At 44.3% G+C, this 14,213-nt stretch carries 8 protein-coding genes; 2 read left to right on the top strand and 6 right to left on the bottom strand.

Going from position 1 to position 14,213, the window contains the following annotated elements:
* Positions 1-11 precede the first annotated feature (11 nt).
* The 6 genes from GEI7105_RS0116720 to GEI7105_RS0116745 all read right to left on the bottom strand — a co-directional run bounded on the left by GEI7105_RS0116720 (position 12) and on the right by GEI7105_RS0116745 (position 9,609).
* A complete protein-coding gene (locus GEI7105_RS0116720; RefSeq protein ID WP_026097725.1) occupies positions 12-1,328 on the bottom strand; it encodes a class I SAM-dependent methyltransferase in 1,317 nt (438 codons plus the stop codon).
* Between the two features lie 66 nt (positions 1,329-1,394).
* Positions 1,395-2,309 carry an NAD-dependent epimerase/dehydratase family protein gene (locus GEI7105_RS0116725; protein ID WP_017661580.1) on the bottom strand — a complete coding sequence of 305 codons (915 nt, stop codon included), beginning with the start codon at positions 2,307-2,309 and terminating at the stop codon, positions 1,395-1,397.
* 28 nt (positions 2,310-2,337) lie between these two features.
* On the bottom strand, positions 2,338-2,892 hold the full coding sequence (gene rfbC, locus GEI7105_RS0116730) for a dTDP-4-dehydrorhamnose 3,5-epimerase (protein WP_017661581.1): 555 nt from the start codon (positions 2,890-2,892) through the stop codon (positions 2,338-2,340).
* The gene (locus GEI7105_RS0116735; RefSeq protein WP_017661582.1) at positions 2,889-4,481 is read right to left on the bottom strand and encodes a hypothetical protein; all 1,593 of its coding nucleotides are present in this window, start codon (positions 4,479-4,481) and stop codon (positions 2,889-2,891) included. The genes rfbC and GEI7105_RS0116735 overlap by 4 nt, the downstream gene beginning before the upstream one ends.
* Positions 4,482-4,636: 155 nt before the next feature.
* The gene (locus GEI7105_RS0116740; RefSeq protein ID WP_071592029.1) at positions 4,637-5,518 is read right to left on the bottom strand and encodes a sulfotransferase family 2 domain-containing protein; all 882 of its coding nucleotides are present in this window, start codon (positions 5,516-5,518) and stop codon (positions 4,637-4,639) included.
* Between the two features lie 71 nt (positions 5,519-5,589).
* The gene (locus GEI7105_RS0116745; RefSeq protein ID WP_071592082.1) at positions 5,590-9,609 is read right to left on the bottom strand and encodes a tetratricopeptide repeat protein; all 4,020 of its coding nucleotides are present in this window, start codon (positions 9,607-9,609) and stop codon (positions 5,590-5,592) included.
* Between the two features lie 633 nt (positions 9,610-10,242).
* Here GEI7105_RS0116745 and GEI7105_RS0116750 point away from each other — a divergent pair.
* Both GEI7105_RS0116750 and GEI7105_RS0116755 read left to right on the top strand, forming a co-directional pair.
* A complete protein-coding gene (locus GEI7105_RS0116750) occupies positions 10,243-11,148 on the top strand; it encodes a calcium-binding protein (RefSeq protein ID WP_017661585.1) in 906 nt (301 codons plus the stop codon).
* Positions 11,149-11,366: 218 nt separating this feature from the next.
* Positions 11,367-14,045: a tetratricopeptide repeat protein gene (locus GEI7105_RS0116755; RefSeq protein WP_017661586.1), complete on the top strand. Its 2,679-nt coding sequence runs from the start codon at positions 11,367-11,369 to the stop codon at positions 14,043-14,045.
* Positions 14,046-14,213: the final 168 nt, after the last annotated feature.

The raw sequence follows: 14,213 nt of genomic DNA on the forward strand, positions 1-14,213 counted from the left end.
ACAGCTCTGTTTTACATAGAAAAAGCAAGATCGTCAAAAGAAGCATTCAGATAATGCTCATAGTTCTCGAAATTTACTGTATGGGGACGCGGTAGATCGAATACCAATTTTCCACCTTTTTTCAAGTAGTTAATCTCATCCTCAATCACTTCGCGGCGAAAATGCCAAATTAACACAAGAGCATAATCGGGATGCTCTTCTCGGAGCTTTTCGTGAGTGATAATGGGAATGCGAGTTCCTGGCGTAACTAAACCATCTTTTTGAGGTTGAAGGTCACTGATAGCGATTAAATCTTGTGGGGTAATGCCGCAATAGTTCAATATAATATTTCCTTTAGTAGAAGCTCCATACCCATAGACTTTTTGGCCAGACGATCGCATTGTATCAAAAAAAGCTCGTATCTCATTCCGATGTTGAATAATCCGATTATGGAATCGCTCGAACGGAGCCATTGTTGAGAGGGAAGCTTCAGCATCGAGAAGTTTTTCGATCGCCTCATAGTTAGGGGTCATGGGACTATCCTTGCGGGCGGCCATAATCCGGAAACTACCGCCATTAACAAAATTCAAGCTGACCTCGAGTATTTTGAGGTTAGCGCGTTCGGCCATCCATTGAATTTGTTGCAAGCCCAGGTAAGTTAAGTGTTCGTGGCAAATTTGATCGTAAGTTAGATTGGTCAACATCAGGGGCATATAGGAAAGCTCAAAAGACCAAACCCCATCTGGTGCTAAAATAGAATGAATTTGATTCATGAAGTCTAGAGGGTCTTCCAAGTCATAAAACATGGCAATGGAAGTAATGATGCGACATTGGCGATCGCCAATTATTTCCCGTAACCCTTCAGCAGAGAAGAAATCATAGATAACTTGAATATCTGAATCAAAGTTATCGGCAAATTTTTTGCTGGATGGATCTATACCTATGCGAGTTAGGTTGCGATCGCGATAAAAATTCAACATAGTACCATCATTGCAACCGATGTCTAAAACCACATCCCCAGGATTGGGTTGTACCCTTTCCAAAAGTTCTGTCACAATGGCTTGTAAGTGAGTACGCATTGTTCGACTCGTTGCAGAACAATAACCGTAGGTAGTACCGTACATTTCAGACACGTTAGCACTGTGTTTGAGTTGCAGGGTTCGACAGACAGACTCATCGCCATCACAAATTACTAAATCTAATGGAGAAGTGGATGGATCGGGAGAGTCAACCGATGGAAAAACTCCGCTGAGGGGTTGACTCCCCAGACTTAAAACTGGAGTGAGTTTTTCGTTTCCGCAAACTCGGCATTTGGTAATTTCTTTAGAGTAAGAAGTCGCTCGATTCATTTTTTATCAAGTTGAACAATGTTAGTATTTTACCAGAAACTCGGTAGTTTTTTTATCTCTATCTCCTCATTCAATTTGCTTTTTTAGCTTTTGTTCGCCTTCAATGGTTTGTATTAAACGCTCTTTTAAACTTTTGACCGGATACCAGCCAATTGCCTCCATCGCTTTAGTATCAGCCTGAGAGAACATAATTTCACCTGGACGTTGAGGTAAAGCTCCAAAATTTAATTCTGTTTGAACTTGCATCAAATTTTTTAGATTTTCTATAAGTTGTCGCAATGAAATAGCTTGACCTGTTCCGACTTCATATTCTTGATAATATTGCGATGGCTCGGATTCTTTTTGCAACAACAAGTAATATGCCAAAACTACATCTTCAACATGAATAAAATCTCGGCGCTGTTCTCCTGAAGTCAATTTCAACTTAGGCGAATTACTTAAAAACTGCTCGATCGCGTAAGGTATTAGTTTGTTACGATAATCCCCTTCACCAAAAACGTATTCTAGTCTAACATTAATAAACTCTATCTGATGAGTTAGGGCAATTTGCTCTCCCCACTGCTGAAAATGCTTTTTAGAAAGAGAGTAGCTTCCTAGTTCTGGGTAGGGAATTGTGCTTTTATTAACATAAGTATCCGTGTTTATAAAAGTTTTAGTTTGGAAATTTTTAGCGACTTTCAACAATTTTAAAGGAAATGCCGTATTAGCCTCAAATATTTCTATAAGACTCTCTTTACGGCGACCAGTAGCCGTTGCCGTGTGAACGACTGCATCAATTTTTCTAATATCTTGAAATGGTTTTTCGATGCTGCATCGATCGATGTCATAAGCGGTTATTTTTGACAAGCAATTCTCAATTCTTTTAGTGTCAGAAAAGCTACGTTTGAGAATAATAACCTTATAATTGCGATCGATCAGGTGCTTCACTAACTGACTACCAATGAAACCCGTTGCACCCGTCACGAGAACTGTTTTCTTCATTACCTGTACTTATCCAATTGTCGAGAATTTATGGTTCGTAAACAAATGGACTTTCAAACTCAGAAAAAGGTAACAATGCGCGATCGCGCTCTGAAAGAATCGGGTTAGCCCTAGCCATCGGCCACGAAATCCCTACAGAATCCCAGCGTATCCCAGTATCGTAGTCGGGAGCATAAACGCTGGAAAGATTATAAACCATAATAGCCTTTTCGCTGGTCACATAAAAACCATGAGCGAAACCGGCTGGGATATAAACCACGCGAGCGTTTTCCTGGCTTAACTCGAAGGTTTCATATTGTCCGTAAGTCGGCGAACCGACTCGCAAATCGACTACAGCATCAATAACTCGACCCAAAAGACAATAAACCAGCTTCGTATGCTGATGGGGTGGGATTTGAAAATGCAAACCCCTTAAAACATTTTGATGAGAAATGGAATAGATTTCCTCAACATATTTTGTTTCTAATTTGTATCGATCGAATATTTCTTGATGAAACGTTTTGACAAAACTACCCCTTTCATCTCGAAATACCTTTGGCTGGATGATATAGCATCCAGAAAGACTTGTTTCAATCAATTTCATTTTTCTGGTTCTTGTAAGAGACGACAGATTTCTGCTAATCGAAGGCGAGAAGCTGTTAAGTTCGATTTGAGTACCTCTAGCCTGAATTGGCTACATTCGAGCATCCTAGCACTATAAAGTTGACATTGGGGAATAAGCTCAAGAAGTTTTTGATAAATAACTTGCCAGTCTATGTCATAGTTGTTATTAATAGCATTATGCACATCAAGACTCAACTCAGAAATATCTTGGATATGAGCGCCAGATATATAAGTAGGTAGAATACAATTTTCTCTATGCCAAGATACCCATCTTTCTGTAATTGGCACTTTTAAGGCTTCTTTGTTACAATGAGCAATCCCTGGTTTATTGGCAATTAAAACAGGTTTTGTTAAACCATTTCCCCAATGAGATAAATATAAATCAATGTTCTTAACCCAAACTAAATTTTCATAAATAATACATCCAATCAAATCATAAGTTTGAACAGGCTTCTGAATTAATTTTTTAATTTCACGCACAATTTTCTTTTCTGCTTCTAGAGATGAAGAATAACAATTCTGGTTTTGACCTTCTAATAAAGATATTCCATCAAAAACAATTCCTAAATTGGGAAAGTCTTCTGCTAACTTATTAATAATATTAGCTGTTCCCTCAATTTGAGAAACCCACGATCTTGAACCTGTACGAACATTAATCCATAAAAGAGGAAAATGTTGCTTTTTTGCGTCTTTTATTTCCTGAATGACTGCGGGCGAACAATTTTTAAGTGATGCTTGATAAACCCTGTCTGCTAAGTCTTGTTTCACAAAATTAGATTCGTAAGTAATCGGTAAATAATTATTTTCTATAAATAAATTAACATAATCTTCATTCAAGAAATTTATTCTTTTGATTTTATCTGGTGGAATTTCTGGGAAAATATCTTCCAGCTTACCTAAAGGTTGCTCTACCACAAAAAACTCATCAATATTTTCTAACTGATTCCACTCATACATTTGATGAATACCTGATAATTTATTCCATAAATGATGTCCTAAATGTGAATGTGTTACTGTAAGTATTTTTTTACTAAATTTCTTATCTGTATTTAAAAAAATAGCAATTTTGTTGGCATTTACGATCGTATAATATTCCCAACAATTTACACTGAATTCTAAGAATTTTATAATATGAGGGGGTAAATTACTTATAATTATTTCTGAATTAGGAAAATATAAAGCTATTTTTTTCCCATCAAAAAAACCTGTTATTAAGTAAAAAACCTCTCGATTTTTAAATCTAAAAAAATAATTCAAATTTTGAGAAGGAGAAAAAGGATACGGAATACAAGTTTCAGAATAAAGTATTTCACCAGTAAAAGGACAAATACAACTGATTTTACCATGACTAATTAATTCTTTTTGGAATTTATTTTTATTCATTAAACTCAATACTTCTTTTGGCAAATTTGAGTTTGATTGACCTGGCTCTGACATAATTTCTGTTTTCCCTTGATGGAGATTAAGCTGTAAATAATTTAAACACAAGCCATGATTTTCTAATAATAGTAAATCCTCTTGCTTTAGTTGATTTATATTTATAGACTTGTAATCATAATTCTTTTTCATAAAATTTTGACTTTTTCTGGATCTATATTACGATGGATATTTTTCAATTCAATATTTTCAATATTTGTCGAATTCAAGATTTGCCAATTTTTTTGAGATCTATCAATATCTTCCTCTTTTCAAGGTAAAAAATCAATAGTTATTTGGTAGCTCTATTACTTCAAGCGTTCTAAATCAGTTTTGATTTTTAGCAATTTATCTTGGGAATATTGCAAGTTTTCCCGAATATCTTCCCACCAAAAGCGAATCTTCTGTTTGTCTGGCGACAATTGCTCTCGCTGTTGCTCAAATAACTGTTTAGCATAGCGATATAGTTTTATATCGAAATAAGAATGCTCTGCTAAAATATCCAATGTGGCAGCAGGTAATTCTTCTTTTGCTATTCTATCTGGGTTGACATTTGCTCGGACATAGGTTACATTTTCCCAGCGAAAAAATTCTGAAAAAATTTCTATACTTTCCTGAAAACGTTCCGTTAAACCGAAGATAAAGTATTTGCGAAGATTAGTTTTGGCTAACTCTAGAATTTCAGGGGTAACGCGATCGCTATCAAAAGGTTTTGGCGAATATATCATTCCTGATATAATTCTGGTTTGCCAATTATCTGTCTCTGGTGAAACCCGATTGCGTACAAACTCTTCAAGAGTCATATTTCTGGCACTACGACCAATGAAGTGAGTTTCATCAAAAAAATTTCTGACATGAAAGTAGTAGGAAATTATTCGATCAATTGGGTCACGAAGGAATGTCGCATATGTACAATAACGATAGTTTTTCAATGACCGATGAATTCCAAATTCTATATGTCCCATAATGACTGTTGGAAAAGGATCGATGTTATTCAGTTTGATTTTATCGACCATTTGATTGTAATCCTCAATGCAACTATTAATGCTTTTTTCATTTCCATCTATACCATAAAAAAAATGAATATTCTCGAATTGTTCTAGGACGATCGACCTCAACGAGGTTCCTGCCGTTTTAGGAATATGAACAAAAATCAGTAATCGATCTGATATTAAAGGATTTCGGATCAATTTTTTCAGTTCCTTCTATGTGTCGCTAATTTGAACTCAAGAGATAAATAAATTTTGCCGATATTTAAACCCTAAACCTGCAAACTGTAGTCTTCTCTGTCTCTTGTCAAGTGAATGCTGTAGTGGGGATCTCTATCAATAATTTCCTTCCATCGAGCTTGCATAAATTGAATTTCTTTCCCTACTCGATTTTGTTTTTCTGGCGTATCCTCTAAGCCTCTACTTTTAGATTCGTGATGGTACAGCACAACGTGAGGTAAGCAAACGTTGAAATATCCTTCCTTAAGAATTTTCAGACAGAGATCTACATCGTTGAATGCTACAGCGAGCTCTTCCTCAAAACCAGCAACTTGTTTGAATAGATCGCGACGGCACATTAAACAAGCTCCTGTTACTGCTGAGTAGTTACTGACTGAACGTACTTTTTTAAAGTATCCAGGGCTACAGCGAGGAAAGCCTTTATGACTATGTCCAGCCACACCTCCTAAACCTAGCACAACTCCTGCATGCTGAATTGTGTCATCATCTGGGTATAGAAGAAATGCCCCCACTGCTCCGATCGTAGGTCTTTGTGCTTGTTCGACCATCCCTTCAATCCAATCAGGAACTAAGACTTCGGTATCGTTATTCAAAAAGAGTAAATAATCGCCTTCTGTTTTCTCAACTGCATAGTTATTGAGCTTAGAATAGTTAAAAGGAATATCTAATCGATAACACTTAAAACGAGATGCTTCTTTTTGTTTCCAGCATTCTATAACATTGAGTGCTTCAATTTCATCGCTTCGATTATCAATCAAAATAACTTCATAGTTTGGATAAGTTGTTTTTGTAAAGATGGAATTGAGACATCGATCTAAAACTTGCCCCAAGTTTCGTGTGGGAATGATAATACTGACTTTCTGGTAGTCATGAATTTTATATCGAACTGTGTATATCCCCTTAAACTTAGGATTTTCGACAACTTTTCCCGGCTCTCCTCTTCGTTGTATAGCTTCCTCTATGGCTTTTCTAGCATTAGCAGAAGCGTATGGTTTAGCTTCGGTATTAGACGATGCAGATGCACTATGAATCCTCCAGTGATATAAAATTTTGGGAATGTGAAGTATATTAGAAGTTTGCTCGGTCAGTCTTAAGACTAAATCGTAATCCTGACTTCCTTCATAACAAACTCTAAACCCACCAATTTGCTCGATGAGTTCCCGTCGATAGACTCCCAAGTGGCAGGTGTACATCTGAGATAAAAACGAATCCGGTGACCAATCCGGCTTAAAGAAAGGATCGCCAAGCTGATATTTTTCATTTATCTTATCTTCATCCGAATAAATCATATCCGCTTCGGGATGACGATTGAGCAATAATGCAACTTCGTAAAGTGCATCGGGAGTCAGTAGATCGTCGTGATCGAGTAAAGTAACAAACTCACCTGTGGCGAGTTCTAAGGCTGAGTTAGAAGCTGCTGAAATATGACCGTTTTCCACCCGAAAGCACACTTTGATTCGACTATCCTTAGCAGCATAAAAATTAAGAACCTGGCGAACTTCCGGATCGTTTGAGGCATCGTCAGCAATGCAGAGTTCCCAGTGAGGGTAGACCTGTGCGATCGCTGATTCAATGGCTTCTTGTAGAAAGGAGATGGGCGTGTTGTACGTTGGCATAACAACGCTGATGAGAGGCTGATACTTTAAAGCACAAACGGTATCAGCCATTTGCTGAAGATCGGCGGGTCTAGGAGCATTTTTTTGCCACCAGCGTTGATAGTTTTCTGAAACAAATGAAAACTCTGGTTTAGTCTCAACCGCTAATTTTTTTTTTATTAACTCTTTGCCGATCTTGGCAGAAATATCAGCACGTTTGGGTTCTAAGTCGGCTGCAATCTGATAAAAGATCGTTGCCCCGTCATCTTGCCCTTGCCGCGCTAACTCATCTGCCAGCTTGACGTACAACTCTACATCGTCAGACTTCAAATCCAGCGCTTTATGATAACTCTGCAAATCTTCAGAATGCTCCTCGATCGCCTGACGATACCATTGCACCGCCTCCTTCGCATCCGCCAACGCCCGCAACCGCAACAGGTCACCTAACTTCTTCGCCAACCAAGGCGTTGCCGGTTCCAATGCTTCTACCCGACGAAACGCTACAATCGCCTCGTCGTAACGCTCCACCTGCATCAACGCCTCACCTAAATCGAAATAACCCCAGTAGAACTCGGGATTCAGCGGCATTGCCTCTTCCAAAAGGTTCGCCGCCTCTTCCCAACGTTCCAACATTATCAACGTCTTCGCCCAAAAATACCGCGACCAGAAAAACTCGCTATCCAACGCCACCGCCTGACCCAGCGCCGCCTCCGCATCCTCCCACTGCTCCAAGGCCATCTGCGCCCGTCCCTCGAAATAGTGTGCCATTGCCACCTCGGGATTCACCGCGATCGCCCCTTGCGCCGCCTCGATCGCATCCTCCCACCGTTCCAACTCCCACAGCGCCTCAGCCAAATCCAAATTCAACTCAAACGCATCTGGCGCAAACGCCAACGCCTGACGGTACACTGCGATCGAATCCTCTTGACGCTCCTGCTCCCACAGCAACCGCGCAAAATTCCGCTGAGCCAAAACCTGTTGTGGGTCGATTTCCGCCAACCTTCCATAACAGGCGATCGCCGCCTCCCAAGCTTCCAAACTCACCAGCACGCGCCCCAAACTCAACCGCGTACTCCCGCGATCGCACCGTACCAGTGCCATCTCAAACGCCTCTCGCGCCGCCTCCCATTCCCCTCGCCGACTCAGCACCTCACCGAGATTGTGCCAAGCATCCACCAAACCCCCATCGAGATCGATCGCCCGTCGATAACAGCGTTCCGCCTTCTCCAAATCTCCCAACTTCACCCAACGGTTTCCCAACGTCAAATGCTCCGCCGCCGTCGCCCACTCCGGCTCGATGTCTAACGCCCGATGCCAACACTCCACCGCTCGCGCCTCGTCGCCGATTTTCTCCCAAACCTTGGCAAAATTCCGATAAGCCCCGGCAAACTCCGGCTCTAACCGCAACGCCCGGCGAAACGCCGCGATCGCCTTTTCCCACTGTCGTCGTAGAGCGTACAAACTGCCCAAATTCGCGTACACCTCCGCAAACTTCGGCTGCAAGCGCAACGCCTCCCCATAAGCGCGTTCTGCCTCCGACAAATTCCCCGTCGCCTGGAGTGCGTTCCCCAATAACTTATATGTCTGCGCCATCGGACGCACCCGCAACGCCTCCCGACAAGCGCGAATCGCCTTTACCCACTGCTGGCGATCGCAGTACGCCTCGGCTAACAAGTGCAATGCTTCCGGGTCAGCTTGCGGCAACAATACATCCTCTTTCCGATACGCTTCCTTATATATAGATGTCCCATTTCGACGAACCGCCGCCGCCAGGGTTTCTTGTCCCTGCGCTCCCGCTAAGGTTTCCGCACCGTTGCCGTTCGCCGCCTGAAAACACATCTGAGCTTCCCGCACTTTACCTAACTGCTGCAACGCTTCGCCCATTTTTCGGTACGCGATCGATCTCAGTTTGGCATCCCGTTCGGGTAACCGTTGCCAACACTCGATCGCCCTCGTCCATTCTCCCCGAGAGAAAAACCTCTGCGCCAACTGACGATGTTCTACCAGTGGAACCGCTTGGGGGTCTAGCCGAAGTGCCTCATACCACGCATCCAACGCTTCTACCTCGCGCCCCACCTGCTGCCACACTCGCGCCAAATTGCGATAAGCTCCCGCAAATTTGGGATTTAGCGAAATTGCCTTTTGGAAATATCGAATCGCCGCCGCCCAATGTTGCTGCGTTGCGGCCAAACTACCGAGATTTGCGTAGACTTCCACAAAGTTGGGGTCGAATTCCAGCGCCCTGGCGTAGCAGTTTCCCGCCTGTTGTGCGTCTCCCAACCCTTGCCAAGCGTTACCCATCCATTTGTACACCTCGGCGGAACGGGGTGCGGTTGCCAAGGCTCGACGACAGGCGGCTAGGGTTTCTTGATATTTTCCTTGGCGTAATAAGTGTCGAATTTGTTGAAGGCGATCGGCGATCGCTGGTTGAAAATTCGAGGAGGCAGTTTTCGGCATTTTCTCAATGCAACCCAGCTTCACACTCCATTATGCCTCGAAGGGAGCGATCGCGGATTGAGATTGGGGGTGTCAAAGAACCAAGATGACCGTGATTTAAGGCGTCATCTGAAAAACATTATAGGACACCTCGATCGACTCGAGATTATTGAGAAATAGGCTCTACTATCGAGAATTGAAAATGAGATTTTAAGGGTTTCAGTCATTGAATTTTGAACCAGAATCAATTTTTCGAGGTGTTCGATATGTTGTTCTTGGGAGGAGACACTTCAAAAGATCGGACTCTAGAAAATCCACTGCCTCGAGTGTGCTTGTAGAGAATCTACAACTCATGGTCTCCCTAGGCTCGATCGAGCCGATTCGATCGAGCTTTACTTAATCTTTACATTCTTTTTGAGACAATCTGCTAACGTTTACCTACTTTTGCCGTTAAAGTGGGAACGGGTCAATTCGATTTTTCTCGATTTGCTTGAGTGGCATACATACCATAAATATAAACAATAGTCAACCATCAGGGACACTTCCGAGCTAAAAAGGGTTGACGATCGCTGTAGCGCCAACCACGACTCAAAGCCCAAGACTCAAACCAGTGAATTAAATTTTTCGTTCACCCCAGAAAAAGGACAATAACCCATGTCGCGAGTCACGAATGAAACCCAACCCGTTAGCTCGACTGAAAATTCAGACGGTGGATTAGACATCCAAGGAACTGAAGGGGAAAGTAACCGTCTCAACGGCGGTTCGGGGAACGACCTCATCACGACAGAAGACCCTGCGTCTGATGGTACTGCTGGTACAGGAGACGTAGTCGATGCAGCGGGCGGTGACGATATCGTCGCTGGATACGCTGGAGACGACTCCCTCCTCGGCGATTCGGGCAACGATCTTTTGTCTGGAAACCAAGGTGACGATAGCCTCCTCGGAGAAGCGGGAGACGACATCGCGTTCGGCGGTCAAGATAACGACTACATCGACGGCGGGGCAGGAAACGATAGTCTTTCAGGGGACTTGGGCGATGATATCGTCAGAGGCGGAGCAGGAGACGACATCGCCTACGGCGGAGAAGGAAACGATACCGTCGAGGGTGGAGAAGGAGACGATAGCGCCTACGGCGGACAAGGGAACGATACCGTCGAGGGGGGCGAAGGAAACGACTTGCTGGCTGGAGATATCGGAGCCGATTCACTCAGTGGCGGTGAAGGAAACGATACTTTTGTCTATTCGGGGTATGGCAATCCTAGTGTCACCGCAGATTCTCTCGGCGGCGATACGATTACTGATTTTGTCTCGGGTGAAGATAAGATCGCACTCGATAAAGCGGTCTTCAGTGAAATCGGCGACACTCTTGAAGCCTCTGAGTTTGTGAAAGTTGATAGCAACGTACCCGGTGTGGGTGAATCTAGCTCGATTAAGTTAATTTACAACACCACCACCGGCGAACTCTGGTACAATCCTACCGAAGCCGAAGGCGACGAAGTTGTCATTGCCACTTTTGAAGGAGATGCGGATATCAATCTCGGAGATTTCGAGATTTTCTAAGTTTTGTAGCAAGCTGAATTTTTATACGCTATTCGCGGATCGCCACGACAAGATATAGCCAGCCCAACTGATTCGTGAAATTCTGTAATCTGAAAGTACTGTAGCACGGCGATCCCAACTAAAGAGGGCGTTCACAACTCAAATGATTCTGCTATATAGGGAGGCGTTTAGGTAAACGTCTCTTTTCTTTGTCATCAGATTTATAGTGTAGTGTTTTGATGAGCGATCGCACCCTTTCCTCTCTTCACGATTCTTTGCACAGAGTCAAGCTCCTTCTCCAAAAAAAGCAGTTTTCAAATGCTTTGAAGTTATGCGATTGCATTTTAGATAAAAACTATAAATCTGCATTAACTCATCAATTTCGAGGAGAGATATTAGCAGAACTTAATCAATTTAATGATGCAATTTCTGCATATCAAACTGCAATAGACTTAGATGAAGATCGATCCGAACCTTACGCTTATCTCGGAGAACTCTACGACCGACACCACCAATTCGATCGCGCCGTTTATTTTTACAAACAGGCAATCAAACGTTGTCCGGACTGGCAAGCCCTGCACTACAACCTCGCCCGCGTTCTTTTCAAACAGGGAGATGGCGCAACGGCGAAATACCATTACGATCGTGCGATCGCACTCGATGCCAATGACGCCAAAGCCCACTACGATCTCGGTCTAATTTTCGATGGCTGGGGACAACTCGATCGCGCCCGTTACCACTACCAAAAAGCTGTCGAACTCAATCCCCACGCTTTCAACCCCCGCAACAACCTCGGAAGCGTGTTACTCAAACAAAACCGTCCCCACGACGCCTTAAACTGCTTCCGAGATGCCCTAAACCAATTTGGCGATCGCGCCGGACTCCACAACAACCTCGGCCGCACCTACTACGCCCTCGATCGACTCGATCTCGCTATCGCCAGTTACCTGAAAGCGATACAACTCGATTCCAACTTCGCCCTCGCCCACGAAAATCTCGGAAAAGCCTTCGATCGCCAACAACAACCTGCCGCCGCCCTCGCCTGCTTCCAAAAAGCCAGCGAACTCGACTCAGATAACCTCAATCTTTACGGCTATTGCAGTTGGATGTGGCTGCGACTCGATTCTCCTGTGGAGACGCTTGGCGAACGCCTCGAAAACGCTATCACCACCTTACAACAAGCCATCGACAAATCGTCCCCGCGCGATCGTCAATGGTTGCAAAACCTCCTCCAGCGAGAGGTTCCCGACCGCAACGATCCCTACGAAATCGCTTGGAAAACCCGCCGTCAGGTTCTTCGCGATCTTCTCCATCAAAGCTCACCCGATCGAACTGCGAGATCGATCGCCCGTCTTTACCAAGCCTGGGGAGATACTCGTCTGGCTTACGATTCCTTTCTCGAAGCTGAAGCCTATTATGAAATCGCCCTTCGCATCGACCCCGAAAACATGGATGCAGAGCGAGGTTTAGGCGCAGCCCGCACGCGGATACAACGTCGACGAGAACAGATCGATCGCACTCGAAAACACCGCGTCTTTCCTATCCCCGAAGGACTCTATCCCACCGTCAAAGCTTGGCTGACATCGCGATATTCCCATCCCTCCAATCCCTCTTACCAAGGGGGGCTATGGGGGGATGTTTCTGAAACCATTCGAGGCCATCGAGAACGTCCGCCCCACCACGATCTCAGCCAATGCGACGGCATCAACTGCAAACCCTGTCTCAGACGCATTCACCAAATTTACGCCCCCATTGGACTCAGCCAAAACCTCTATCACTGTTCCGCCGAAACCACCCTTCCCGACATCGCTCTCGATACCTTCACCGCCGACATTCCCCAGGGGCGAATTTGGGCGATGCCTCAAAGCAGTTGGTGGAAAGTCTGCGAAGCGATCGCCGTCATGTCACCCGACAACAACCTCCTCGCCGACGTTTCCCGAGAATATCCCGGCGAACTCCCCGGTTGCGACAACGCCGCCACCAACCGCAGCCAACACCGGATTTTTACAAAACATACTTTACCGGCTCTCGAAACTGTTAACGGAACGGTTGCCGTATTGTGCGGACTCTCAGCCAATGTTTACTTTCATTGGATGGTGGATATTCTGCCCCGTCTCGACATTTTGCGACGCAGCGGCTTTCCCGAAGGCGAAATCGATTGGTTTTACGTTAACAGCATCGACAAACCCTTCCAACAACAAACCCTTGAACTCTTAGGGGTTCCTTTGCAGAAAGTTATCGAGAGCGATCGACATCCTCACTTACAAGCGACTCGCTTGGTTGTGCCGTCTTTTCCCAGTCATATCGGTTGGGCGACTCCGCAATCGATCGACTTTCTGCGATCGACCTTTCTTCCTCTAGCGGAAGCCACTCCACCGCCGCTGTTTTCAACGCAACGTTCTCACGACTTTCTGCGATCGACCTTTCTTCCTCTAGCGGAAGCCACTCCACCGCCGCTGTTTTCAACGCAACGTTCTCAGCCAGAGAACGAGTTGCCCGAACGTATCTATATCAGCCGACAACAGGCGAAATATCGTAAGATCGTTAACGAAGCAGAGATTATCGACTGTTTAAATGTCTACGGTTTCGTTCCCGTCGCCCTCGAAAATTACTCGATCGCCGAACAAGTGCGTTGGTTTGCCAACGCAAAAGCCATCGTTGCCCCTCACGGCGCGGGGTTGACGAATCTCGTCTTCTGCCAAACCGGGGCGATCTCGATCGAACTATTTTCGCCGAATTACATTCGTTACTACTACTGGTCGATCGGTCGGTATTTACAACTCGACCACTATTATATTGTCGGGAAATCGTTTCGCTGCGATCCGTTGCGACAGTTGCTTTATCCTGACTCTTTAACGGAAGACTTTTGGGTGGAGGTTGAAACTTTAAAAAAGTTACTCGATCGCCTATTTTCGTAGAGGTGCGATCGGGGGCATCTCAAAAATGTAAATTCATCGGCTGAGAGGGTGACAAGGTAGACGGAAGCCAGACGGGACAATTGTTTGAGAGAATAGAGGAGTCCCAAAAAAGAGGGTGGCGTTTGCGGCCACCCCAACAAAAAAAATGCTACCGACATTCTACCAAGA

Origin of the sequence: Baaleninema simplex PCC 7105 (genome assembly GCF_000332355.1) — a bacterium.
In the GTDB taxonomy this organism is placed as follows: Bacteria; Cyanobacteriota; Cyanobacteriia; order Cyanobacteriales; family Geitlerinemataceae; genus Baaleninema; species Baaleninema simplex.